Here is a 24,309-nt window from a genome sequence, read left to right on the forward strand (position 1 = left end):
ATTGGCAAAATTGAGGTTGAATTTCAAAGTAAGTTCCACTTTATCGAGGTAAATTCCACTGAAAGTCACCCATTCTTGTTTGTAGAAAAGAAAAGGGTGACTTTTTTTCAGTTTTGGATTAAAATAGGGCCAAATCCGGTGTAAAAGCAGCTGAAAAAGGGCGCAGGTATCTGCGAGTGGAATTTAGTAGACTTTTTCGCATAGTAAATTCCACCCGGTTTAATGGGGTATGAAGCTGCTTCCCGGTAGTGTCATGACAGGAAGAAATTAACGGGTGAGGTTAATTTTTTTCTGTCATTTCTTTGCGTTGTTCTTCAATAGCCCGATAGGCATCAAGATAACTGGTCTCCCGTCCTGACTCATCGGTATAACCCCATGGATTGCCTAGACAATGGACGGCAGTCTCCTTAAAAAGAGAGGAATTCATGATGACCTCATTGGGCGGAATTTTGTGACACCCCAATGCCTTAAGAAGATCTTCCCCATAGAGGAAAGCCAACATGTCATAAGGGCATTTATTCCCCAAGCTTTGTCGACTGTAGGAATTGATGTTGTCCATCATGCGGCTGATGTCGACCTGGGTAAACTCATCCATACGGGTGCCTTTAGGAATAAAATAGCGGATCAGCTCGTGATTCCTCTCGGCAGAGCCTTTCTGCCCAGGTGAAGAGGCATCGCAGTAGAACAGATGAGTTCTGCGGTTTTGTTGTTGGTCAAACTCCAAGGCATTTGGGTTAGAGAACTCAGAACCATTGTCCGTCAGCAAAATCGGCATAACCCTCATAAAGATGTCTTGGCCAAGGTTGAGTTGAAGGTCTTCCAGGATAGTGATGACGGATTGAGAATCGTTGGTTTGCCGTAAAAAGGCAAGCATGAATTCTGCCTTCACGAAATGAAGGGTAAGAAGAACCTTGCCCCCTTTACGACCTTCTACGGTGTCCATTTCCACAAGAGGTAGGTGGGGATTCTCGTTGAGGAAATGCTGAAAGTCATTGTAGGTTCTACCGATTCGGCAAGCCTTGTCGACCTTGAGCTGTCTTTTTATCTTGCGCTTAGCATAGCGTACTTTCCGTGGCATATCGATGTTTCTTGCGGTGAAAATATTAAAGTCAATTAGACGATAGAGGGTGCTTTTGCTAACCATGAGGGAATCCTTATTGTTGGCACAGATATGATTCAGGGATTGCCCCTTTTTGATGAGAGGGGAAATGATGGAGTCGAGGTGTTTTACCTCATCTTCCGAGAGAGATATACCCTGTCTGGCTTCGGAAAGAACTGCCTGATATTCGGTATGGGCTGGTGCAGCATGGTAAAAGCGTTTCTCCAAAGTGCACTTATTAAGCTTATCGCATCCGTTGCAAACATAAGGCGGTTTGGCATGTCGTGGGCAGAGTTGACACTCAAAAGACGGGCACATAGCATTGCATAATTTGCAGCGGCGGCAAAAGCTGGGCCGGTGCGAATAATGACAGGGTGTGCAGAGCAGCCTATGATCGCAAGTATAGCGGTGGCGGCAAGCATTGTAAGCATTGCCTTGACAGCCTATCCGTTTGAAGATGATATGGCGGCGAACCTCTTTGGAGATGGTGGTGCAATCCTTATCTAATTCTTTAGCGATTGCCTTAAAAGAGTAGGTTTTATCCAAAAGCGAAGAGATGGTCACCCGTTCATCAAAGGTTAAATGTTTTTGGTTAGCCATGTCAGTCCCTCTTTCTTTCTACCGGGACACAGCTATCCCAATATAACCTATTTGTCTGAGTGAATTCCACCCTTTAATCTTTCCAAATTAAATTCCACTTTCCCAAGTGAAGGGGTGGAACTTAGTTTGGAAATTAAGTTTGGCAAAATTGACTTTATCTTAGTGCCTAGTTCCCTTGTAAATTTAAAGAGAGTAGGTTATTCTTTTTGAGTAGCAAATAATCTTATCAGCAAATGCTCTGACGAGAAACTTTTTTAGAAAAAATTGCTGGAATACATTATTTCCTTGACATTTACTGTCACGTTTTATAAAATACCAATATGAGTCTTTATGCTGTTATTTGTGCCTGAGCCCCATAAATCTGCATAACTGCCTAGTGCCTGAGCCCCACGAAGCGGATCGGACTGAAATACGGAATTGATGGAGGGAATATCATGTCCACGTTCTTTGCGAAAGCGAATGCGGTGGAGCGTAAATGGTATGTCATTGACGCTGCAGATCTCTCTTTGGGTCGTTTGGCTACTGAAGCTGCTCGTATCCTTAGAGGTAAACATAAACCAACCTTTACTCCTAATGTTGATACAGGAGATCATGTGATCATCATCAACGCGGATAAAGTTGTTTTAACTGGTAAGAAATTAGATCAGAAAATGTATCGCCGTCACTCCGGCTATCCTGGTGGTTTGAAAGAAACCCCTTACAGAAAGCTAATGCAAAACATGCCTGAAAGAGCTGTTGAGCATGCCGTAAAAGGAATGCTTCCTCATAATAAGCTGGGTGCACAGATGTATACGAAGCTTAAAGTGTATCGTAATGAAAACCATCCGCATCAAGCGCAACAACCCGAAGTTTGGACCATTCAACAATAACGGGAAGGAGGAAGTTAAATCATGGCTGCACAATTACAATATCAAGGTACAGGACGCCGTAAAAATGCGGTAGCTCGTGTTCGTTTAATTCCTGGAGAAGGAAAAATTATCGTTAACAAAAGAGAACTTGCTGAATACTTCGGCAAGAAAACTTTAGAAATGATCGTTCAACAACCGTTCGGGATAACCGATACTGTTGGTAAATATGATGTCATCGCTCTCGCTCATGGAGGCGGTACCACAGGACAGGCAGGTGCTCTGCGTCACGGAATTGCTCGTGCTCTTCTGAAAGCAGATATCAGCTTGCGCCCAGCTCTGAAACGTGCAGGGTTCCTCACCCGTGACCCACGTATGAAAGAGCGTCGTAAATACGGCTTGAAAAAAGCTCGTAAAGCTCCACAGTTCTCAAAACGTTAATCTTTCAAAGATATTGGAACCCTCAAACCTATATGGTTTGGGGGTTTTTTGACTATATTAAAAAATCCCCCACACAGCGGCTGGGGGATTTTTTAAAATAATTTTTAATTACTACTGGAGGCTTTGACCCATCTGGGAATCTTGGCCGTTTTGTTGAATCTTTTGCTCCATCGGCGAGGAAGTTCCTTGTCCCATGGAAGTTCCCATAGAAGTTCCCATAGAGGATCCTCCCATGGTCGTTCCCTGCCCCATACTAGAGCTCAGGCTCATCTGCAGCGAAGAACCCTGCCCCATTTGAGAACCTTGAGACATCTGTTGGCTGCTTGGAGACATGCTCTGAAGTTGAGATTGAGCCTGTTCGATGAAATCGTTCATTTGTGACAAGGCCTTGGAGGATTGGATCGCTTGACTTGCCTGATTTATGGATTGAGTTGCGGATTGTAGGGCTGTCTGCAACTGATTTAAACTTTGGGATTGTTCTTGTTTGGATTGACTTTTAAACTGAGTCATTTGATCAAACAGTTGAGTTAGTTGCTGGCTTTGGTTTTGGCTTTGTCCCGTAGCGCTATTTTGTGAACTAAGATTGGACTGCAAGCTAGAAATAGATTGTTGCATTTGTTCATACTGTGATTTTAGAGTGCTTAATTCTTCCGCTACTTCCATTTCTGTTTTCAGTCCGACTAGGCTTTCTAATCCTGGAGCAGTTCTTTTAATAGTCATGATTAACCTCCTCGAAATAAAAGATGTACAACCTCATCTAGATTGCCCAAGTTCAAGTAAACAATACTGAGTTCTATAGTTTAGGCTGGTTAGAAATTTTTTTCGCCTACATGGTGAACCATCTTGTCATCACTCCCATCAGCAACTGCATACTCATTATGTGATAGCAAAAATAGAATGGGGTCAGATTTTACTGTGTTCAGCAAGACAGAGCCAAGCATAGTGTCATTCTCTTACCCAATGATAAAGACAAAACGCTATTCTTAGTAAGGAGGGCTCCGCTACGGCTATAAAAACATCGTCACAAGTCATTTCGATAGTGAAGCCCATTCTCGATGAGCTTTACCATAAAAACACTAGCTCTCCGGAAGGGCTCCTCTACCTTCTGGATCATCTGGATTCTGAAGCTCAAGAGCTCTTGTCTACGTATAGTCACCAAACTCGTCTAAAGCACTACGGAAGGCAAGTCTATCTTCGGGGACTTATCGAGTTCTCTAATGTCTGTATCCGTAATTGTCTTTATTGTGGAATCCGCAGAGATAACCCAAAGGTGGATCGTTATCGCCTTACTCAGGAAGAAATTTTGGACTGCTGTCGGGAGGGGCATATCCTCGGCTATCGTACCTATGTCCTTCAGAGTGGGGAAGACCCCTACTATACCGATGAACGCTTAGTTGAGCTTATAACCGCTATTAAAGCCGAGTTTCACGATGCCGCCGTTACCTTATCCCTTGGAGAAAGGCCCTATGAAAGCTATCAAAGACTTTTTGCGGCAGGTGCCAATCGCTATTTATTACGCCATGAAACCGCCTCCGAGAGTCTTTATCAACGCTTACACCCAGACTCGAATTTCCACAACCGTCGCCAATGTCTCAAGCATTTAAAGGATATTGGTTATCAGGTGGGAGCGGGGTTTATGGTAGGTTTGCCGGGCCAGACCAACGAAGATCTTGTCCAGGACTTAATGTTTTTGAAAGTTCTAGAGCCAGAAATGGTAGGCATTGGACCCTTTATACCCCATGGGCAGACCCCTCTTGGTAGGATTAAGGGCGGGACAGTTGAAAAGACCTTGATAATGCTTGCTTTAACTCGGCTGCTTTTGCCGGAGGTCTTGCTTCCTTCCACGACGGCCATGGGAACTTTGGATTCTTTGGGATGGGAGAAGGCTATTAAAGTCGGGGCCAATGTGGTCATGCCCAATCTCTCACCGGTTAAAGTTAGGGACAAATATGAGCTCTATGATGGCAAGATCTGGACCGGTGACGAATCGGCTCATTGCCGAGGGTGTATTGAAAAGCGCATTATCGGTGCAGGCTTTGAGGTCAATATGGGAAGGGGTGATCATCCAACGTGGAGAAGGTAAAGGCAGATTTTATCGATCAGAAATATATTGAGACTTTGCTGATGCAGACAAAGTCCCCCAGTCTTAAAGAGATTGAAGATATCTTGATTAAGGCTCAAGCGGCAAAGGGCTTAACCCACCAAGAAGTCGCAAGTCTATTGCAGATTGAGAGTGAAGACACTCTACAAAGGCTCTTCAAAGTGGCCGGAGAAATTAAAAAGAAGATTTACGGCAATCGAATCGTACTATTTGCTCCTCTCTATATCAGTGATTACTGTGTCAATAATTGTGTCTATTGCGGCTACCGCAGGGATAATTCCTTTCCCCGGCGTCGGCTGTCCATCGCCGAGATCCAAGAGGAAGTCAAGCTCCTTGAGAAGATGGGGCATAAACGGATCGCTTTAGAGGCCGGCGAAGATCCGCTTCATTGTGATATGGATTATGTCCTAGGGGCCATCGATGCTATATACACCACAGAAAACAAAAACGGCGCTATTCGCCGCATCAATGTGAACATCGCGGCCACCACGGTGGAAAATTACCGTGAGATTAAGGAGAGGAATATTGGCACCTATATTCTCTTCCAAGAGACCTACCATCGCCCCACCTATGAGAGGGTCCATCCCCAAAGCATTAAAGGTGATTATGATTACCATACCACCGCTTTTGATCGTGCCATGGAGGCCGGGATTGAAGATGTGGGGGGCGGTATCCTTTTCGGCCTTGCTGATTATAAATACGAAGTCATGGGACTCCTTCTCCACAACGATCATTTGGAAGAGAAGTATAAGGTGGGTTTTCATACGATTTCTGTACCGCGGCTTAAAAAAGCCGGGGGAATGGATCTGGCAGAATTCCCTCATTTGGTGGATGATGCCACCTTTAAGAAGATTGTCGCCATTTTCCGGGTAGCCGTACCCTATACAGGGCTTATCCTTTCCACTCGGGAAACCGCCGAGCTGCGCAAAGAAGTCATTCATTATGGAGTATCCCAAATCAGTGCTGGTTCTACGGTGGGAGTAGGGGGCTATAAAGAACAGGCGGAGGGCAAAGGGACAGCTCAGTTCGAAGTCGGAGATCACCGAACTCCTTTGGAAGTGCTTAAAGACCTGATGAAGAACGATTTTATACCTAGCTATTGCACAGCCTGTTACCGGCAAGGACGAACAGGGGATCGCTTCATGCAGCTAGCGAAATCAGGACAGATTCAAAATGTCTGTGGCCCCAACGCTCTTATGACCCTTATGGAATTCATTCAGGACTACGGGGATCAAGAAATTTTGGAGCAAGGGGAAAAACTTATCACTAGAGAAGTGAAGAAGATCGCCCGCTCTGACATCCAAGCCCTTGTGCGCAAGAATCTGGAGCTCATCAGACAGGGAGAGAGAGATCTGTTTTTATAGACGGCTGGGGTCAGTAGTTTTTCGCGCAACCGGACCTTCGGGCGTGAACTCCTGAAACCATCCACCGGAGGCCTTCCTCTTCGGACTTTACGTCCTCGGTAGCTCCGGAGCTATCGAACGCGCTTCTAACAAGAGCTATGCCACAACCCTTCTGCTTTCTGCAAGCGAACCATTGCGTCGCTATCCCATAGAAGCTTAGTTTGATGTATCGCTCCTCCGCTAAAACTATTTATAATATAAGGTCGTGAGACATATGAGCATGAACCAGACTCCTACAGCGAATCTTCCTCATATAGCCATCTTCGGTAATCGGAATGCAGGAAAATCCTCCCTGCTCAATGCTCTGCTGGGTCAAGACTTGGCACTGGTCTCCCCGATTAAAGGGACAACCACGGATCCGGTGCAAAAGACCATGGAGCTAATCCCCTTCGGGCCAGTAGTTTTTATCGATACGGCGGGTCTGGATGATGAGGGGGAGCTCGGTGAACTCAGAGTGAAACGATCCCTTAAGGTCCTGCAGAAAGCCGATTTGGCCATTTATGTATCGGATATTAACGATATGGATGACCCTTCCTTTGAGGCGGCGAAAGCGAGCTTCACCAAAACCAATACCCCTTATTTAAGAGTTATCAATAAGATAGACAGCGTTTGCCAAGAGAGACTGGGAGAAATTAAGGACAATAAAGACCGAGGAGTTGAGAATGAAGATTCGTCCGTTTATGTCTCTTCGCTAAAGAGCACTGGTATTGTTGAGTTACGCGAGCAATTGATTAAGATTCTTCAGGATTCAGCCCAGGATCCCGCTATCGTCGGGGACTTATTACCCTATAATAGTACGGTAGTGCTCGTGGTTCCCATCGATTCCGCGGCCCCCAAGGCCAGGCTGATTCTGCCCCAAGTCCAAGTCATTCGGGATTGCTTAGATCATGGCCTCCAATGTCATGTGGTGAGAGATGCGGAACTGGAGTCTGCTTTGCAAGAATTACCTAAAGTGGATTTAGTCATTACAGATTCCCAAGCTTTCAAACAAGTAAGTGCGATAGTTCCTTCAACCATCAAGTTAACTTCCTTTTCCATTCTCTTTGCTCGACTTAAAGGGGATTTGCAGGAGTTAATTCGCGGAGCTTCTCGCCTGCCAGGCTTACAGGAAGGGGCACAAATTCTCATGATGGAAAGCTGTTCTCATAACCACTCTCATGAGGATATTGGCCGCATTAAAATCCCTAACCTTATCACGAAAAGATTAGGGAAAACCTTTAGCTTCGATTATAAGATGGGCCAAGACTTTCCTGAGAACTTGGAGGAATATGATCTGGTGATTCACTGTGGTTCCTGTATGGTGAATAAGAAGACCATGGACTCCAGAATCCAACTCTGTAGAACAAAGGGAATACCCATCACCAATTATGGAATTGTTTTGGCATATCTGAATGGAATTATGGAGAGAGCTATTGAGATTTTAGTCTAATCTATAATTTCTTCGAATTCTTGGAAAAGGCTTGTACTAAAGGAATAATTCCAAGCCTTTCTTCCATAAAGTTTTTAGAGGGCAGAGAAAGCATCCTGCCCGTGGGCGGGAAGGGAGGAAATCCATGAGATTGCGACGAGATTGGGGCAGGAAGCGTCAAGGATGGATAAAAATTGGGCTTGGAGCAGTGGTGGTGATTATTATTGCCGCTGGCAGCTTTTTTTGGCAGTATAGTCCAGAGGATGAAAAAAGCTGGAGTTGGAGCATTGGTAACCAGGTGATCCTGATTGATGCGGGACACGGTGGGGTTGATCCGGGGGCAGTGGGTAAGATCAGTTTGGAAAAGGATATCACATTGAATATTTCAAAGCATCTACAACTCCTGATTCAACAGGCTGGTGGAAACCCGGTCATGGTTCGTGTGACCGATGTCGATCTGGGAACTTCTCAGGGTCTGGCTAAGCGAAAAAGAGAGGATCTAGCCCAGCGAATTCAGTTAGCAAAGGATTCCAAAGCAGATGTCTACTTAAGTATTCACGTCAACAGCTCCCCCAACCATTCTTTAACGGGACCCCAGGTTTTCTATCACACCAACTTACCGGGGGGAAAGATGCTGGCCGAAGCGATTCAGGCTGAATTAAATAAGCTCGCCGGCACTAAAAGAGTGGCTAAAGATAATCAAGATCTATTTATCTTGAAAAAGGCAGATCAAGCGGCTGTCACTATTGAAGTCGGATTTCTTTCCAATCCCCAAGAAGAAGCAAAACTTAATGAGACAGATTACCAACACAATTTGAGTGTAGCGATTTATCAGGGACTTTCTGAATATTGTCGTAAACTGCAAAAGGAAGGGTTGCCTCCTGTCGGAATGACCGAGTGAGAAAGAAGGAAATGATGGGTATAATCCCGAATAATCTACTTTGGCTCGTGAATATCCACAGGCCATGGTGCTAAGAATTTGGAGGGAATTATCAGATGACTCTATTACCCATCCTTTTGTTTGTCTTAGGAGTGATTTGTCTTATATGGGCTATGAGAATGGGGAATTCCTCAGGTAAATCTAGCCCGGAGATTCTAACCATCCTGCAAGGACTTGCCGGGGTAAAAAAAGAAATCAGCCAAGCTCAAAGAAGTCTCCGCGAAGTTGAGAGTCAATTGGGGGACCACGAATTAAGATTGATGCGCAATGAGAATGTTCAAGCCGATCTGCGCACAGAGGTCAACGCCCAAAAGATTAATATTAGTAATCTTGCCGCACAGCCATCCCCTCTTACACAGGAATACTCTCTCCAACGAGGTAACAGACCGCAAACCACAACACCCTTCTGTGGGGTTATTGAGCAACCCAGCAAAGAGGAGTTGGCTCCCCAGGTGCTCCCGGAAAAATACCAGTGGGTCGTGGAGTTGCACCAGCAGGGGTGGTCGGTCGCTGATATAGCGGGTCATTTAGCCATTAGCCGTGATGCAGTCAATATGGTCTTGAGAACAGCCTCCAAGGGAAAGGGGCTGGAACGATGAAAATATCCCGCTCCTATGTCTTAGGACTGGGTTCCGGCCTTATTTTAAGTGCTTTGATTGCCATGGTTATGCCTCCTCTGAGCATTAATTTATCTGAAGACACACCGCCGGCACAGCAAACGACGAATCCCAACCCAAATGTATCAGAGAGTGAGAATCCGAGTGCTGAAAGTAGCCAAGATCAGAATACCTCGGAAAGTGAGGGAGAAGAATCAGCCAAGCCCCCCACAGAGGATACCCCGAAGGTGGAGTCTAAAGATGCTACGGCACCCTTCATGATTCCGGCAGGCTCCACTGCTGATAGAATCGCCGACCTATTGCTCGCTGAAGGATGGATAGCATCTAAAGAGGAATTTCTCAATCTTGTTAAAGAGGGCGGTCTTGCTAGTAAGTTCCGCGCCGGAAGTTATGAATTAAGTCAGGAAATGAACACTGAAGAAATTCTAGATCAGCTTATTCAATGAGCTTCTTCGAGTGACAGTCTGTCGTTCTAAAACCGACAGACTGTTTTTGCTTATAGTGTCAGAAAGTCTATCTTTGTTGTGCCGGACTAATGTTTTTATAGTGTAAAGAGTAAAGAGCGGAGAAGCGACAAATGTGAAGGTCAAGATTGTAGGGTATTCTCTGGTGATTGCAGAATAATCTAATAAGAATTACAATGATATTATTGAAACTTTTTAGATAGATGAACCGTAAATCATGATGAGAGGTAGATCAAAGAGATAGGAGCGGCTTGTCATTATGGAAGATGCTGAATTAGTTCAGCAGGTTCTGATGGGAAAGCGTGAACAGTACTCTTTACTCGTTCAGCGCTATCAAGAACCCTTGATTCATTTTTTACGTGGAATTCTCGGCACAGAAGATGAGGTTTTTGACTGTGCTCAAGAAGCCTTTTTAGCCGCTTATCGTAATCTTTGGCGCTATTCTCCTGCGCACACGTTTCGGGCTTGGCTCTATGCTATTGCCAAGAACAAAGCTATCGACCTGATGCGAAAAAGGAAGCGAGTCATTCCTTTAGCGATTGATGAGAACTTGGTTGACCGGCAGCTGGGACCTGAGGACACTTGGTTAGCCAAGGAGCAGGCCTTAGATGTTCAAGCCATAATGGCTGAATTGCCAGAGGCATACCGGCAAGCTCTTTATCTGCGTTATCAACAAGACCTAAGTTATGAGGAGATTAGCACGGTTTTAGATATTCCCATCAGTTCGGTGAAGACCCATCTGCATCGGGGTAAGGAAAGACTTCGTCAGATCATGGAAAGGAGGACGATTCATGAAGGAAATGGATGATATGCTCAAGCAAGTATTCCAAGATAAGCCAATAGCTCAAGAATCTTTGCAGAGGATGAGTAGTGGTATCATGGATCAGATTCTCGCTGCCCCCATGAATTTTCAAGAACAGCGTTTGCTTGCTCAGCGTCGCAAAGTGGGCTTCATCTTCCTGGGCACCGTAGTCACCCTTTCGTTCAGCCTTTTCCTGCTGAATTGGTTCCTTGGTCCTTGGCTAAGTGAGGGGCTGAAAACAATCGGGCTGTGGCTTACTGCTAATGTTCCCTTCCTAGGATATTTCCTCGGCCGGTGGGATTGGCTGATTGACACAATAGAAATCCTTGCCAATATTAAATTAGGTTTTGAGTTTCTGTGGGGACAGTATGGTTTTTCGATTATGGGTATCCTCTTCGTGTGGGTGCTCTTTGAAGGGTTGCGTTCTAAATTGAACCACAGAGTGATCGATTAGAATTCCTAAAGAGATGGAGATGTTTCAATGGATGCCGTTAAGATGTTTTTTAGAGATCAAGCTCAGATTGTCTGGAAAGAAGCTTGGCAGGCAGCACATAAGATTGGCACGAATCCAGAGCTTGGTTATCAAGAATATTTTGCGGTAGAGACCTTAACCCAATTGCTCAAGAACCATGGCTTTGCGATTGAACGGCCGGCAGCAGATCTGGAAACGGCCTTTATTGCTCGCTATACAGGACATCAGCCCGGTCCCTGCCTAGCTTTTCTTGCCGAATACGATGCCTTGCCGGGAATCGGACATGGTTGCGGCCATAATCTGATTGGAGCAGCCAGCGTGGGCGCAGCGATTGCTTTAAGTAAAAGCTTAGAACTCCCGGGCGAGATCTGGGTTGTAGGGAGCCCCGCTGAAGAAACCAGCGGGGGCAAAGTGACTTTGGTAAATCATGGGGTATTTGACAAAGTGGATGCCGCTTTGATGTTTCATCCGGGAAGCCAGAATGTCTCAGAGATATCCTCCTTGGCTTTGGATGCTTTGGAGTTTGTGTTTCAGGGCAAGGTAGCTCATGCGGTTGCTGCTCCTCATCATGGTATTAATGCTTTGGATGCCCTCATTGATTTCTTTAACCGCATCAATCTTTTGAAGAAAAAGATGGACCCTGATCTATACATCAATGGGATTATTACGGAAGGTGGAGCATCACCGAATGTGATCCCGGAGCGGGCAGTTGCCCGGTTCTATCTCAGGGCACGTCAACGTAAAACGCTCAATGCTTTGCGAAAACTGGTGATACGCTGTGCTCAAGATGCGGCATCGGTGGTCTCAGCTAAAGTTACCTGGAGCAATTTCGAGCACTCCTATGATGAGCTGTTGACGAACCGCACTTTAGCCAACGCATTTGAGAAGAACTTGCGTGAGTTGGGAGTAAACACAATATCTCCTCCTCAATCTGCCATGGGATCGGTGGATCTGGGCAACGTCAGCCGGGTCGTCCCGGCCATCCATCCCTATCTAGTGCTTGGTAAAGGAATGGATATTCCTCATACTCGGGAATTTAGCCGTGCCTGCCTTTCTTCCTCTGGGGAGAGGTTGCTTTTGCTGGCCATTCAATCCCTGGCTCTCACAGGTTGGGATATCCTGAGTGATCCAGTGCTATTGAATCATGCCAAGCGGGAATTGAAAGCCTACCGCGGGTAGGGTGTATCATTGCGGAGCGGCACAGGGGCTGTTTCTTACATTTTAATGTATAGGGACAACTCCTGTGTTGTTCCTTTTTTTGCGCTCTTTTGTCCTATTCTAGGTTATAATTGAATTGCGAAAAGATAATGGACGGGGTTTAGGCCTAGCGTTTGATTCTATAGAAATCGTCAGGCATGTAAGTGCGAAAGGGTGGAGCGAGTGAGAATTTTACATACAGCCGATTGGCATTTAGGCAAGAACCTAGAGGGCTATAGTCGTATGGATGAGCAAGAATTATTTTTAAACGATTTCATCAAAATCGTCGAGGAGAATCAGGTGGATCTTATCGTCATCGCCGGTGATGTGTATGACAGTCCGAATCCACCGGCTAAAGCCGAGAAAATGTTTTATGATACTTTGAAAAAGTTAGCTGCCAATGGCGAAAGACTCACCTTAGTCATCGCCGGAAATCATGATAACCCTGAGCGCTTGGTTGCAGCAGGTCCGCTGGCTAGGGATCATGGCATTATCATGGTGGGCACACCAAAAACCGTTGTTGCCGAAGGTCAATATGGTCATCATCAGGTTGTTGCTTCCGGAGAAGGTTATGTGGAAGTAGTTATTAAAGGGGAAAAGGCGGTCATTCTGACTGTTCCTTATCCCAGTGAAAGAAGATTGAATGAAGTTCTCTATGATGCCATGGCAGAGGAAGAGGAGAAATTAAAGTCCTACAGTGAACGGATTAATCTGCTATTTACCAATTTGAGTGAACGGTTCTGTGAGGACACCATCAATATTGTCGTATCTCATTTATTTGCCATGGGAAGTGAAGAAGCAGGCTCCGAACGAAGTATCCAATTAGGAGGAAGCTTTATCGTCGATGGCAGCTGTTTTCCTGAGAACGCGCAATATATTGCCTTGGGTCATATTCATAAACCACAAATTGTACCCGGCACAGAGAGAAGAGCAAGGTATGCCGGATCTCCTCTTCATTACAATAAAAAAGAAATCAATTATACCAAGAAATGTTTCCTCGTCGACTTGCAACCCCAACAAGAATGCAGCATCAAGGAAATAGATTTTAAAGTCTATAAGCCGATTGAAGTCTGGAAATGTGAGAGTATCGAAGCGGCCCTCGAGCGTTGTGAAGCCAACCAAGATAGGGAATGCTGGGTTTACCTCGAAGTGTCGACGGATCGGTATATCCGTGAAGATGAAATCAAGAAAATGAGAAGTATTAAAAAGGATATCCTGGAAATTTCTCCGATTATCAGCGGGACGGAGGCCGAGCTAGCCGTCAACAGCTTTACAGAGAGGTCCTTTGAGGATATCTTTAAGGAATTTTATCTCAAGGAGCGTAAAGTGGAACCTCAGCAAGAGATTATCGATTTTCTGTTATCCATACTACAGGAGGAGGAAGAGGACGATGAAACCCATCAGGCTTAAAATCAGAGGGTTAAATAGCTTTACCGATCTCCAAGAAGTTGATTTCTTAAGGCTGACTGATAAAGGATTCTTTGGTATTTTCGGCCCGACCGGTAGCGGCAAATCGACCATACTTGATGGCATTACCTTAGCCCTCTATGGTGCCGTAGCTAGAGGAAGTTCCAATTACATGAATACCAACAGCGATGGACTGAATGTAAGCTATGAGTTTCAAATCTCGGAAAAAGAGACAAGAAGATATAGGGTGGACCGAGAATTCCGTAGAGATTCCAAAACAGGCCATGTGAGAAGTAAATCAGCCAAAATCGTTCATATTACGGATGAGGGTGAGGTGGTTTTAGAGGAACAAGCCACCAAAGTTACCGAGCAATGTGAAATGATTTTGGGTCTACAACTCGAGGATTTCACGAGGACCGTAGTCTTGCCCCAAGGAAAATTCAGTGAATTTCTCAAGCTGGAAGGGAAAGAACGCCGGGAAATGCTCGAGAGGCTGTTCAATCTGCAACGCTACGGCGATGACCTGTCGATTCGCTTAGCGGGAAGAATTAGGCAAGAGAAGGACAAAGCCCAGAACCTGGCGGGCGAGTTGAAGACTTATGAGGAATACAGTGCAGAGTTATTGCAAGAGAGAAAGAATGAATTAAGCGACTTGGCAGAAAAACTGGTCCTATCTCAAGCGGAATCCCAAAAAGCAGAGGAGGATTACGCCAAGGGGAAGCAGCTTTGGAATCTCCAGAGTGAATTAGAGCAACACATCTTGCAGAAAGCAGATTTGGAAAAAAGGGAAAATGAAATCAAGGAAAATGAAAACAAGGCTGAACAGGGCGAACGTGCTCTTCGAGTCAGGCCTTATCTCGATCATTATGAAGAAACACTGAGTGCCATTGCTACTACTCAGAAGCAAGTAGACGACCTCCAAAAAATCGTCACTGATTTGGCCCAGAGTCAAAAGCAGGGAGCAGATCGCTTAGAAAAGGCGCGGTTCCAAAAGGATCAGGAACTTCCACTTTTAAGGCTTCGCCAACAGAGTGTTGCCGAGGCTATAGAGGAGAAGAAGAAGCTAAATACCTTGCTTCAAGAAAAGAGTGCTCTTCAAGTAAGTTTAGATGGAATAGCTAAAGAAGGTGTCGACAAGCGGAAAAAGGCCGAAGAAATCACGGCAAAAGCGGAGGCCTTGAATGCCGATATTCTAGCTAAGGAGAAGAAGGCGGAGGATCTAACCCTAGACCAAGAATACAAGAAAAAGATCAATGATGCGATTGTCGTCCTTAATACTTATAATCATGCGAAGAAGCAAGTGAATGACGAAAGCCAGGTCATCGAGCGGATTAAAGCAACAATCCAAGTTGCACAAACCAGGGCAGAAGAGCTAGCTGTGCAATTAGCAACGAAAGATGAAGAAGTGGAAAACCATAATCTAGCCTTGCAAAACCTGATCTCAGCCTCACCTGGGGATCAAGATACCTTGATGGCGCTGCAGGATAAGGTAAATCAAATTAATGATAAGTGGAGTAAACACACGGAGTACACGAGTGCCATCGCCAAGGCTCAGGAAACGATTGCCAAAGAAGAACAAGAATTGCAAAAGTCTAAGCTAGAAAATGAAACCCTAGGGCTGGAAGTCGGTAGGCTGGAGAGCGAGATCAAGACGATTGAAAACGAAAATAGGGCTCATATTTTGCGAGAAGCGCTCAGAGATGGGGAAGCCTGTCCGGTTTGTGGTGCAAAAGAGCATTTTTTGGAAGCTTTACAATTTCCCTCTGGAATGGACAGCGCAATCAACAGGGGGATTGACGGTGGAACTCTAATCGGTCGTGAGCTTGGGCAACTAAGTGCACTATTGCATGAAAAGCAAGCCGCTCAGCAGCTAAGTTCCAATCGGGTTGCCACCCGACAGGAAAGTATTCGTATCCAAGAAAGCACTTGTAAGGAGTATCAAGAGAAACTCGAGGGGCTAGGAGAAGAGTATAAGGCATACAACCTAGAGGAAATTCAAAAGCAATTCGAGCAGTTAAAAGAAAAAATCACCCTCTTCCATACACAAAAGGGTGATTTAGAGCAGAAAACTATTCTCTTAAAAGAGGAACAAAATGCAATAAAGATGAAGCTGAATACGGAATCGACTATCACTGGTGAGAATAAAGCCCAGCTGGAAAGTCGCCAACAAAATCTAAGCCCCATCCAAGTCAAATACGAAGAAGCTCATGCCGAACTGATGAAGTATCAGGCAGAATTAGGTGTCGAGGATTTCCAGAGCAAACAGGACGACATGATCCAGAAGGACAAGCAGAAAGCAAGTTTAGAGCTTGAATTAAAGCAAGTAAGGGAACAATTAAAAGGTGCTCAGGAGCAAAGAGAAGCTCTCAATAATGAATTAGCAGAGCTACGGGAGGTCTTCAAAGAAAAACAGGCAACCCTAGCGGAAAAAGAAAATAGCATTCAAGAGAAGGAAACCGGTATCAAGGCGAAGGTAGGTGGGGTAGAGGATTTAGCGGCCTACCAGCAGGAAATATCGGATTCAATTATTAAGATAGATCGAGAATACCTTGAGGCAGAAGAAATGAAGAAGCTCTTTGATCAGCGATACAACGAGAGCCACACCCATTATCGATCAGTCGAAAATAGTCTCTGCGATTTAGCACAGCGAATGAAGAAGAATCAAGAAGCGTTAGCTAAGGTCCTGAGAGAGGAGAAATTCCAGGATAGTGATGAAGTCAAAGGCTACCTAATCGAACGAGCGGAGATCGAAAGACTCAAAACCCAAGTCAGGGAATACCGAGAACTCCTCACGAAATTAGCCGGGACCATCGAAACCTTAAAAGCCAAAATGGATGGACAAAGCTTATCCGCAGAGCAGTGGCAGGTTTTGCAAACCGGCAAGGACGAAAAAAATAGCCTTCTTAAAGGCCTAGAGGAAAGCAAAATTAAACTAGAGTCCAGCATCACCCTCATCAAAGCAAAATATGCCGAAAAGACCAAACTGTTAAAGGACCAAGAAAAGTTGGATTATCAGCTGGGTCTATTAAATGATTTAGAAAAGCTATTTAAAGGCAAGCGCTTCGTCGAGTATGTGGCAGCCCATCAACTGAAATATGTATCCATCGAAGCCGATAAGAAATTAAAAGAGATCACGGGCGGAAATTATGGGCTGGAAGTGGATGAGAATGGCAAATTCATCATCCGAGATTACAAAAACGGAGGGGCGCAACGGGATGCGAGCACCTTGTCCGGTGGAGAAACATTTCTGGCATCCTTAGCTTTAGCCTTGGCGTTATCAGCTCAGATTCAATTAAAAGGGACCGCACCCTTAGAATTGTTCTTTTTAGATGAAGGATTCGGGACCTTAGATGACAATCTTTTAGAAGTGGTGATGGATACTTTGGAAAGAATCCATCATGACAAATTATCCATTGGGATCATCAGTCATGTAGAATCCATCAAGAATCGCGTTCCGGTCAAACTCATAGTAACTCCTGCTAAGGCGGGGTTAGGCGGTAGTAAAGTAGCCATCGAAGTCAGTTAATTGATTTTCATCTACCAAGGGTACCGCAAACGAGGCCTCTTGCGTTTTTCAATCTGATTTAGGGAATACCTTTCTTTGGCTAAAGGTCTCCGTAATAACACTAGAAAAGATTAAGCCAAAGGCGATTGAACCAGCAATGAGAAGGGTGATGGAACCCAAGCGAACGCTTTCCATATAGTTATTCTCAATGAATTGTCGAAGAGTATCATAGGCCATACCCCCTGGAACGAGAGGTATGATTCCAGCGATACTAAACACCGTGACGGGCATTTTAAACCGACGGGCAAGAATTTGGCTAAGAGTAGCAATGCTGAAGGATGCAATCAAGGTAGCCGTGATGAGATTTATCTGCAAATTCAGGGTAAGTCCTACATAAATCATCCAACCTATCATTCCGACGAGACCAATCGGGAGCAAGGTTTTGCGAGGAACATTAAATAACACTCCGAAACCCATGGTGGCAAAAAAACTGGCATAAAGTGCGGTCCAACTCATAATGTTACCCCTTCCTTTTCCCTACATGAGCACAGCTAAGACCACTGCAACTCCGGTGCCGATAGCAAAGGCGGTTAAGAAGGCCTCGGTGCCTCGGGCAAGTCCTGCAATCAGATCTCCTGCCATCAGATCACGGACTGCATTGGTGATGAGCACCCCGGGTACTAAGGGCATAACCGAACCGATAATGACTTTATCAATCTGAATATGGAGCCCAAGGTAATAAAAAAAGTAAGCTATAAAGCCGATGGTAAAGGCAGCAAAGATTTCGGCGAAGAACTTTACGGCAATCCGTCGTGAAGCTTTGGCGTAAAGCAAAAAGCCTAGCCCTCCCGCTGCTACGGATGGTAAAAAGTCTATGCCTGTTCCCCCGAAGGTCAAGCTAAAAAAGCCACTAGTCAGAGCAGCGGCTAAGAGTTGTAGCCAGAAGGGATAAAGAAATTTGGATTTTTCAAGGGATAAGAGAACGTCATGAGCCTGCTGTAGGGTAAGCTCACCGTCGCCCAATTTACGTGAGACATCATTGACGCTGACGATTTTATTTAAATCGATTTGTCGATCATAGATTCTCAGAAATTTTGTCTGCTCCTGATCCCGCTCCTGTCCCTGAAGGGAGAGGAAAATTCCTGTGGGCGTAACGTAACTGTTAGCTTCTTTAACAGCACAGCTACGAGCGATGCGATTCATCGTATCTTCGATGCGATAGATTTCTGCACCGCCTTGCAGCATGATTTTACCGGCCAGGAGACAGACTTCCATAACCTCTCCAAGGGCTGCGTTCATGCAAAGGTCCTCCTCGTCAAAGGTTTTAACTAGCTAATATGATAGCACAGGTCCTTGGGAATTTACAAAATCTTAATCATGCTGTAGGTCCTTTCATGTTTGGTTTTCAGCTTCGGGGACAAGTGGAAGGATGATAGAAATTCGAGTACCGACATCTAGTCGGCTAAGAACTTCCAGGTGTCCGCCATGCCGCTCGGTAATCCATTGGGCAATGGAAAGACCTAATCCTGAGCCGCCAGTGGTTCGGGTTCGGGACTCGTCGGTACGAAAGAATCGCTCGAAAATTAAAGGAACCGCTTGCGGTTCGATGCCGATACCTTCGTCCTGAACGGTGAGGCGGGCAAAGTTCTTCTCTCTGGAAACGGATAGAGTAATTCGCTTTCCCGAAGGAGTATATTTCATGGCATTGTCAATAAGAATCCGCGTGGCCTGCTTAATAAGGCCTTTGTCCGCATTGATATAAACGGAAGTGAGAGTGGAAGCATACTCATGGCCACCATCGATCATTTGGGTTTCCTGTAGAACTACATGGGCGAGGGCGGATAATTCGAAACGCTCCATTTGCAAAGCCGTGGTGTTATTATCTCCCCGCGCGAGAAACAAAAGCTGTTCCACCAAGCCCTTCATATTCTCTGTTTCATGCTTGATGGCATCGATGGATTCCTGAAGGGTTTTTTCATCCTTTTTACCCCAACGATCTAAAAGATTGGCATATCCTTGAATTACAGAAATAGGCGTCCTAAGTTCATGAGACGCATCAGAAACAAAACGCACCTGAGAACGGTAGGAATCATTGATGCGGTCCAGCATCCCATTAATTGCTGAGGCAAGGCTTTTCAGTTCGCTTTGGGTTTCACCTACGGAAATTCTTGTGTCGAGGCGGGTAGCATTGATATCATCCAGTTTCCCGGCCAAATCCTTAAGCTGTTCAGGTGAAAACGTTCCGTCGTGGCTAAGACTTCGAGTTGCTTCTGCCAATTGTTCAATAGGGCGGAGTGTTTGCCGAATCATTCTCCCATTGGAGGAAATATTGCTGAGCAGCATGATGAATTCGATCAACACGATAATTCCAAACAGTGTGATAAGAATCTGCAGGGTATTTTGAGGACGATAGGAGATAATATAGGAACGATTGTCCAGTTCGACCGTCACATTATAGGTCACATCTCTTATGCGCTCTAACATCGTCAAATTACCCGGATCAGGCAATTCGATGCTTCTGATTTCTGCCGCAGTTAATGAGGAGAAGTAGGGCTGTATGCTGAGAGGAAGGTGGAAGCCTTCCGGTTCGACCGTATGAGGAGAAATCTCGATCCCATTGAGGTCAAGCCACTCGGTCGATTCTAGAGACGGTAATCCTGTCCTAGCTAATTTCTCGGCTGCATCCCCAGCAATATGCTCTGCATGCAGAAATAGCCCGGCTACACAAACTAAAGCCAGGCAAAAATTGAGATTGACAAAAATATTCAACAGCCGCAAGAAGAGCTTCGTATTGAGCTTCCATACGATAGAAGACCGTGCCTTATCTCTCATCTTTAATCACATATCCTACTCCTCTGACGGTGTGAATGAGCTTAATATCAAATACCTCGTCAATTTTTCCGCGGAGGAAGCGGATGTAGACATCGACGGAGTTGGTATCCCCTGTGAAGTCGTAGCCCCAGACATGTTCAAGGAGTGCTTCCCGTGTCACCACGATTCCCTTGTTTTTGAGGAGGAAGTGCAATAGGTCAAATTCCCGTTTCGTTAAATCTATGGCCTTTCCCATCATCGTTACGGTATGACGGTCCGTATCAAGGTTCAGGCCAGAAGCAGATAACACCTCTGTGGAGCTTAACGTTGTGGTCGTTCTGAGGGTGTTACGGATACGAGCGAGAAGTTCCTCAATGGCAAAAGGTTTAGTGATGTAATCATTTGCCCCGCTATCAAGACCGGAGACTTTATCCATCACACTATCCCGGGCAGTTAGCATAATGATGGGGACGGCAGAGGTCCGGCGAATTCTCCGCAGAACCTCCGTACCGCTTAATTTTGGTAGCATAACATCTAGCAGGACCAAGTCGAAGTCACCCGTCTCCGCAAGTTCAAGGCCCGTTCGCCCATCATAGGCCTTGGCTACGGTGTACCCTTCATAACTAAGTTCAAGTTCCACAAAGCGGGCGATTTTTTCCTCGTCCTCAATAATCAGGATTTTTGGGCTCATCAGACGTCCCACCATTTCGATAAATTTATTTGTTCATAGAGGTTTTGAGGTTTTCAGCGGCATCGGCTGCACTATCCATTGCGTCATTGATTTTGGTGCTTTTAAAATCAGGCCCCACAAAACGATAGCGAAAGCCGAAGAACAGTCCGATAATCATCAGGGGAATGGCAACCCAAAAGGTGAAGACTAAGAGTATGACGAGAGCAGTGATGGGAAATGAGCCCTTAACGTCCTCTCCCTTAAGCACTTCAAAGGTATTTGCATTGCCCTTACCAAGTAGTTTTGAGAAAGCGTCCCAAGCATTCTTGCCGAAAGAAATAAAAGGATTCTCCTTAGCGCTGCTATATTGGTGATTTTTCCAGTCCTTTGCTGGATAGGATACCACATCGGCGTCAACAGTTTTTTCACTGCTGTAGTAACCGCCACCGGAAGGGGCATGGATTTTGCCTTGTTTTTCGAGATGGATGATGGCGTCGAGCAGATCACCGTTAGCTGCATCCAGAGCCGTTTTAGCCTCTTCATAGGTGATATTGCCCATTGAATACAGTTTTTCTACTTTTTCTAAGGTTGTCATAGTTGTTCCTCCTTGTTTTGGTGTTAGATTATCAATTAACTAAATTCTAACCCCAAAAGCTTTAAGGAATATTTGCCGAAAATTAAAATTGGATTAAAAAGTGATGAAAACAATGCATTAGCTTACCCTAGTATTTTACAACTTAGCTTTAATCCTAGCAAACATATAATCTTTACACAAATGATTAAGAATGATTAGACCAAAGGAATCCCGACCTTTCGAATCTTTCTAAATTCCACCGGAAAAAAGTTTTTAAACTTGTTGAATGTTTATGCATTAAGATGTATAATTATAAAAATAAATAATCAAGGAGGTATGGGTGTGAAAGTCGGTATTATCGGAGCAACAGGCTATACAGGTCAAGAGCTAGTGCGTTTACTTCAACAACACCCTGAAATAGAGCTCGCCTATTTAGGATCATCTAGCCATAGCGGAGCGGCGTATGAGGAGATGTTTCCGCAGTTTTCAGGGATAGGAGCAGGACAACTTCAAAACGAGCAGGTACCGGATTTGGATGTCTTATTTTGTGCTCTTCCCCATGGTCTTACGGCGGGCCGTACAGCCGAGTGGCTGAACCGTGGCATCAAGGTCATTGATTTAGGAGCGGATTTCCGGTTAAAGGATGCCGCAGTGTATGAAGCTTGGTATAAGACTGAGCATCCTGCCCAAGAGCTTCTTCCCGAAGCAGTCTACGGTCTTCCAGAGTTGTATCGAGATCGGTTGGTTGGTAAGACTCTCGTGGCTAATCCTGGCTGCTATCCCACAGCCACGATCTTAGCCCTAGCACCCTTGCTAGGCAAAGGACTGCTGCAAAAGGATGGCTTGATTATCGATGCTAAGTCGGGAGTTTCTGGAGCGGGACGTAGTGCTACCTTAGGGAATCATTTTAGCGAAGTGAATGAAAATTTCAAAGCCTATGGAGTCGCAAGCCACCGCCATACTCCTGAGATTGAGCAGCAATTATCGGAAGCTGCAGGGGCAGAGCTCTTCGTTAACTTTACCCCTCATCTTGTGCCCATGATCCGTGGAATTTTAGCCACTATTTATGCTGAAGTTACACCTGGTGTTACGGAGGAAGACCTTAAGGCCTGCTGGCATGAACGCTACGAGAGTGAAGAATTCGTCCATGTGCTGCCAGAGGGAACCTGGCCCCAAACGAAGTTTGCCACAGGGAGCAACCATGTCTTTCTGCAGTTAAAGGTCGATCCTCGCACAGGGCGGGCCATTCTGGTCTCAGCCCTTGATAATGTCGTCAAAGGGGCTTCGGGGCAGGCCATCCAGAATATGAATCTCGTCTGTGGGTTGCCGGAGAGTATGGGGCTTAAGATGAGAGGGCTTTGGCCATAAGGCTTAAAGAAAAGGGAGCGAATTGAGATGAATGAATTAACTCAAGCTATAGAAACTCAACCCAAATGGTCTTGGATTGAAGGCGGGATTGCGGTTCCCCAAGGGTTTAGGGCGGTAGGAGTTAAAGCTAAGATTAAAAATCCGGATAAATATGATGTAGCCTTGGTCTATTCGGAGGTGCCCGCCCAAGCGGCTGGGGTATTTACTCGGAATAAAGTAAAGGCCCATCCACTTATCCTGACGAAAAAGCATTTAGAAAACGGGATAGCTCAGGCTATGGTAGCCAATAGCGGCAATGCCAATGCTTGTGTGGGCAAGCCCGGCGACGAGGCGGCTTGGGCAATGGCGACCACGACAGCTCAGGCTTTAGGGATAAAAGCCGAAGACGTATTAGTGGCTTCCACTGGAGTAATCGGGGTAGAAATGCCTGTGGAGCAGGTACTTAAGGGAATTGAGCAAGCATCCTTAGAGGTTTCCCAAGAGGCTGACCTTCAACAATCCAGACAAGCTGCACATCAGGCAGCTTTGGCAATCATGACGACAGACCTCATGGTCAAAGAGGTGTCCTGTGAATTCGTTACTGAGCAAGGTGTGATCCGTTTAGGCGCTATGGCCAAAGGATCGGGCATGATTCATCCTAATATGGGCACCATGCTGGGATTTATCACCACCGATGCCGATATCCCTTCTGCCGACCTTCAAGTCTTGCTCACGAATGCCGTGGAAGATAGCTTTAATATGGTGACCGTGGATGGGGATACCAGCACGAATGATATGGTGTTGGTTCTAGCTAATGGCCAAGCAGGAATCCAGTTGGGCCCCGATGATTGGGCAAAGTTCCAAGAGATGTTTTTCGCAGTCTGCAAAAAATTAGCTCAAGAGATCGCTCGTGACGGAGAAGGGGCCAGTAAGTTCCTGGAAGTCAAGGTTCAAGGAACCCATACCCTAGCAGATGCTCGCCTCATTGCCAAAAGTATTTGCGGTTCCAGTCTGGTGAAGACTGCGGTCTTTGGCGAAGATGCCAACTGGGGGAGAATCCTAGCTGCGGCTGGGTATTCCGGAGCTGACTTTAATCCCGACCGAGTGGATATCTTTCTAGGTCATGTTCTTGTGGCCAAGGAGGGTCAAGGGGTTAATTTTTCGGAAGAGGAAGCGAAGGAAGTCCTCAGCCAAAAGAATATCAGCATCCGGGTGGTTCTTCAGGAAGGGGAAGCTCAGGCTACTGCCTGGGGCTGCGACTTGACGCATGAATATGTCACCATCAACGGGTCTTATCGAACATGAGCGAGGTCGGGTGTACGAGCTTTGAGGCTTGAGTAGATGCGAAATGGGGACAGGTCCCAGTTTTCAAGCTGTGTCTCCAGGATTTTGATTTGCGCCGTTCGCTCAGTAAGCTGCGCGGACAAAACTAACGCTCAAGTACTCCGCTACGTACTTCTCGCGAAGTTTTGTTTCCACTCGCTTAAAAGTCGCTCACTCCTGTAAATCAAAATCCTTGGGTATACTTTTTAGATTCGGTTAGGTATGCCTTGAGTGGGACAGTCACTGGTTCTTTGTCTTAGAGCGATTAAGATAAGATTAGATT

The 24,309-nt window shown here is 45.6% G+C and carries 22 protein-coding genes; 15 read left to right on the top strand and 7 right to left on the bottom strand.

The window, feature by feature from the left end; genetic code table 11:
- Positions 1–280: 280 nt before the first annotated feature.
- Entirely contained in the window at positions 281–1,699 is a 1,419-nt protein-coding gene (locus DESDI_RS02590) for an IS30 family transposase (protein WP_015261079.1), read from the bottom strand.
- Positions 1,700–2,133: 434 nt separating this feature from the next.
- Here DESDI_RS02590 and rplM point away from each other — a divergent pair, with 434 nt between their 5' ends.
- Positions 2,134–2,568 carry a 50S ribosomal protein L13 gene (rplM, locus tag DESDI_RS02595; RefSeq protein ID WP_015261080.1) on the top strand — a complete coding sequence of 145 codons (435 nt, stop codon included), beginning with the start codon at positions 2,134–2,136 and terminating at the stop codon, positions 2,566–2,568.
- 21 nt (positions 2,569–2,589) lie between these two features.
- Positions 2,590–2,985 carry a 30S ribosomal protein S9 gene (gene rpsI, locus DESDI_RS02600; protein WP_015261081.1) on the top strand — a complete coding sequence of 132 codons (396 nt, stop codon included), beginning with the start codon at positions 2,590–2,592 and terminating at the stop codon, positions 2,983–2,985.
- Positions 2,986–3,096: 111 nt separating this feature from the next.
- Here rpsI and DESDI_RS02605 read toward each other — a convergent pair whose 3' ends face one another.
- Positions 3,097–3,705: a hypothetical protein gene (locus DESDI_RS02605; RefSeq protein WP_015261082.1), complete on the bottom strand. Its 609-nt coding sequence runs from the start codon at positions 3,703–3,705 to the stop codon at positions 3,097–3,099.
- Between the two features lie 319 nt (positions 3,706–4,024).
- On the opposite strand from DESDI_RS02605, the gene hydE reads away from it, so the two are divergent.
- From hydE to DESDI_RS02660, 11 genes are all read left to right on the top strand, one after another.
- Complete coding sequence (hydE, locus tag DESDI_RS02610) at positions 4,025–5,068, top strand: [FeFe] hydrogenase H-cluster radical SAM maturase HydE (protein ID WP_015261083.1); 1,044 nt, start codon at positions 4,025–4,027, stop codon at positions 5,066–5,068.
- Positions 5,056–6,450, top strand: coding sequence for a [FeFe] hydrogenase H-cluster radical SAM maturase HydG (hydG, locus tag DESDI_RS02615; protein ID WP_015261084.1), 1,395 nt, complete (start codon positions 5,056–5,058; stop codon positions 6,448–6,450). Before hydE ends, hydG begins: the two co-directional genes overlap by 13 nt.
- Before the next feature lie 259 nt (positions 6,451–6,709).
- On the top strand, positions 6,710–7,918 hold the full coding sequence (gene hydF / locus DESDI_RS02620; protein WP_015261085.1) for a [FeFe] hydrogenase H-cluster maturation GTPase HydF: 1,209 nt from the start codon (positions 6,710–6,712) through the stop codon (positions 7,916–7,918).
- Between the two features lie 124 nt (positions 7,919–8,042).
- Positions 8,043–8,798 carry an N-acetylmuramoyl-L-alanine amidase gene (locus tag DESDI_RS02625; RefSeq protein ID WP_015261086.1) on the top strand — a complete coding sequence of 252 codons (756 nt, stop codon included), beginning with the start codon at positions 8,043–8,045 and terminating at the stop codon, positions 8,796–8,798.
- A gap of 95 nt (positions 8,799–8,893) precedes the next feature.
- Positions 8,894–9,436, top strand: coding sequence for a DNA-directed RNA polymerase sigma-70 factor (locus DESDI_RS02630; RefSeq protein ID WP_015261087.1), 543 nt, complete (start codon positions 8,894–8,896; stop codon positions 9,434–9,436).
- Positions 9,433–9,900 (top strand): endolytic transglycosylase MltG, encoded by a 468-nt coding sequence (locus tag DESDI_RS02635; protein ID WP_015261088.1) that lies wholly within the window; start codon positions 9,433–9,435, stop codon positions 9,898–9,900. The genes DESDI_RS02630 and DESDI_RS02635 overlap by 4 nt, the downstream gene beginning before the upstream one ends.
- A gap of 277 nt (positions 9,901–10,177) precedes the next feature.
- Complete coding sequence (locus DESDI_RS02640) at positions 10,178–10,726, top strand: RNA polymerase sigma factor (RefSeq protein ID WP_015261089.1); 549 nt, start codon at positions 10,178–10,180, stop codon at positions 10,724–10,726.
- Positions 10,710–11,174 (top strand): hypothetical protein, encoded by a 465-nt coding sequence (locus tag DESDI_RS02645; RefSeq protein ID WP_015261090.1) that lies wholly within the window; start codon positions 10,710–10,712, stop codon positions 11,172–11,174. The genes DESDI_RS02640 and DESDI_RS02645 overlap by 17 nt, the downstream gene beginning before the upstream one ends.
- 27 nt (positions 11,175–11,201) lie before the next feature.
- A complete protein-coding gene (locus DESDI_RS02650; protein ID WP_015261091.1) occupies positions 11,202–12,371 on the top strand; it encodes a M20 family metallopeptidase in 1,170 nt (389 codons plus the stop codon).
- Positions 12,372–12,572: 201 nt separating this feature from the next.
- Entirely contained in the window at positions 12,573–13,799 is a 1,227-nt protein-coding gene (locus DESDI_RS02655; protein WP_015261092.1) for an exonuclease SbcCD subunit D, read from the top strand.
- Positions 13,780–17,322, top strand: coding sequence for an AAA family ATPase (locus DESDI_RS02660; RefSeq protein WP_015261093.1), 3,543 nt, complete (start codon positions 13,780–13,782; stop codon positions 17,320–17,322). The genes DESDI_RS02655 and DESDI_RS02660 overlap by 20 nt, the downstream gene beginning before the upstream one ends.
- 48 nt (positions 17,323–17,370) lie before the next feature.
- Here DESDI_RS02660 and DESDI_RS02665 read toward each other — a convergent pair whose 3' ends face one another.
- The 5 genes from DESDI_RS02665 to DESDI_RS02685 form a co-directional block, all read right to left on the bottom strand.
- Positions 17,371–17,817, bottom strand: coding sequence for a threonine/serine exporter family protein (locus tag DESDI_RS02665; protein ID WP_015261094.1), 447 nt, complete (start codon positions 17,815–17,817; stop codon positions 17,371–17,373).
- Positions 17,818–17,838: 21 nt separating this feature from the next.
- Entirely contained in the window at positions 17,839–18,600 is a 762-nt protein-coding gene (locus DESDI_RS02670; protein WP_015261095.1) for a threonine/serine exporter family protein, read from the bottom strand.
- Between the two features lie 93 nt (positions 18,601–18,693).
- Positions 18,694–20,133: a sensor histidine kinase gene (locus DESDI_RS02675; protein ID WP_015261096.1), complete on the bottom strand. Its 1,440-nt coding sequence runs from the start codon at positions 20,131–20,133 to the stop codon at positions 18,694–18,696.
- Positions 20,123–20,803, bottom strand: a complete 681-nt coding sequence (locus DESDI_RS02680) for a response regulator transcription factor (protein WP_015261097.1) — start codon at positions 20,801–20,803, stop codon at positions 20,123–20,125. The genes DESDI_RS02675 and DESDI_RS02680 overlap by 11 nt, the downstream gene beginning before the upstream one ends.
- A gap of 25 nt (positions 20,804–20,828) precedes the next feature.
- Positions 20,829–21,377 carry a hypothetical protein gene (locus DESDI_RS02685; RefSeq protein WP_015261098.1) on the bottom strand — a complete coding sequence of 183 codons (549 nt, stop codon included), beginning with the start codon at positions 21,375–21,377 and terminating at the stop codon, positions 20,829–20,831.
- A gap of 321 nt (positions 21,378–21,698) precedes the next feature.
- On the opposite strand from DESDI_RS02685, the gene argC reads away from it, so the two are divergent.
- The gene (gene argC, locus DESDI_RS02690) at positions 21,699–22,724 is read left to right on the top strand and encodes an N-acetyl-gamma-glutamyl-phosphate reductase (RefSeq protein ID WP_015261099.1); all 1,026 of its coding nucleotides are present in this window, start codon (positions 21,699–21,701) and stop codon (positions 22,722–22,724) included.
- A 27-nt stretch (positions 22,725–22,751) separates the two neighbouring features.
- Positions 22,752–24,008, top strand: coding sequence for a bifunctional glutamate N-acetyltransferase/amino-acid acetyltransferase ArgJ (gene argJ / locus DESDI_RS02695; RefSeq protein WP_015261100.1), 1,257 nt, complete (start codon positions 22,752–22,754; stop codon positions 24,006–24,008).
- The last annotated feature ends 301 nt before the right edge of the window (positions 24,009–24,309 follow it).

Origin of the sequence: Desulfitobacterium dichloroeliminans LMG P-21439, assembly GCF_000243135.2 — a bacterium.
GTDB classification, from domain to species: domain Bacteria; phylum Bacillota; class Desulfitobacteriia; order Desulfitobacteriales; family Desulfitobacteriaceae; genus Desulfitobacterium; species Desulfitobacterium dichloroeliminans.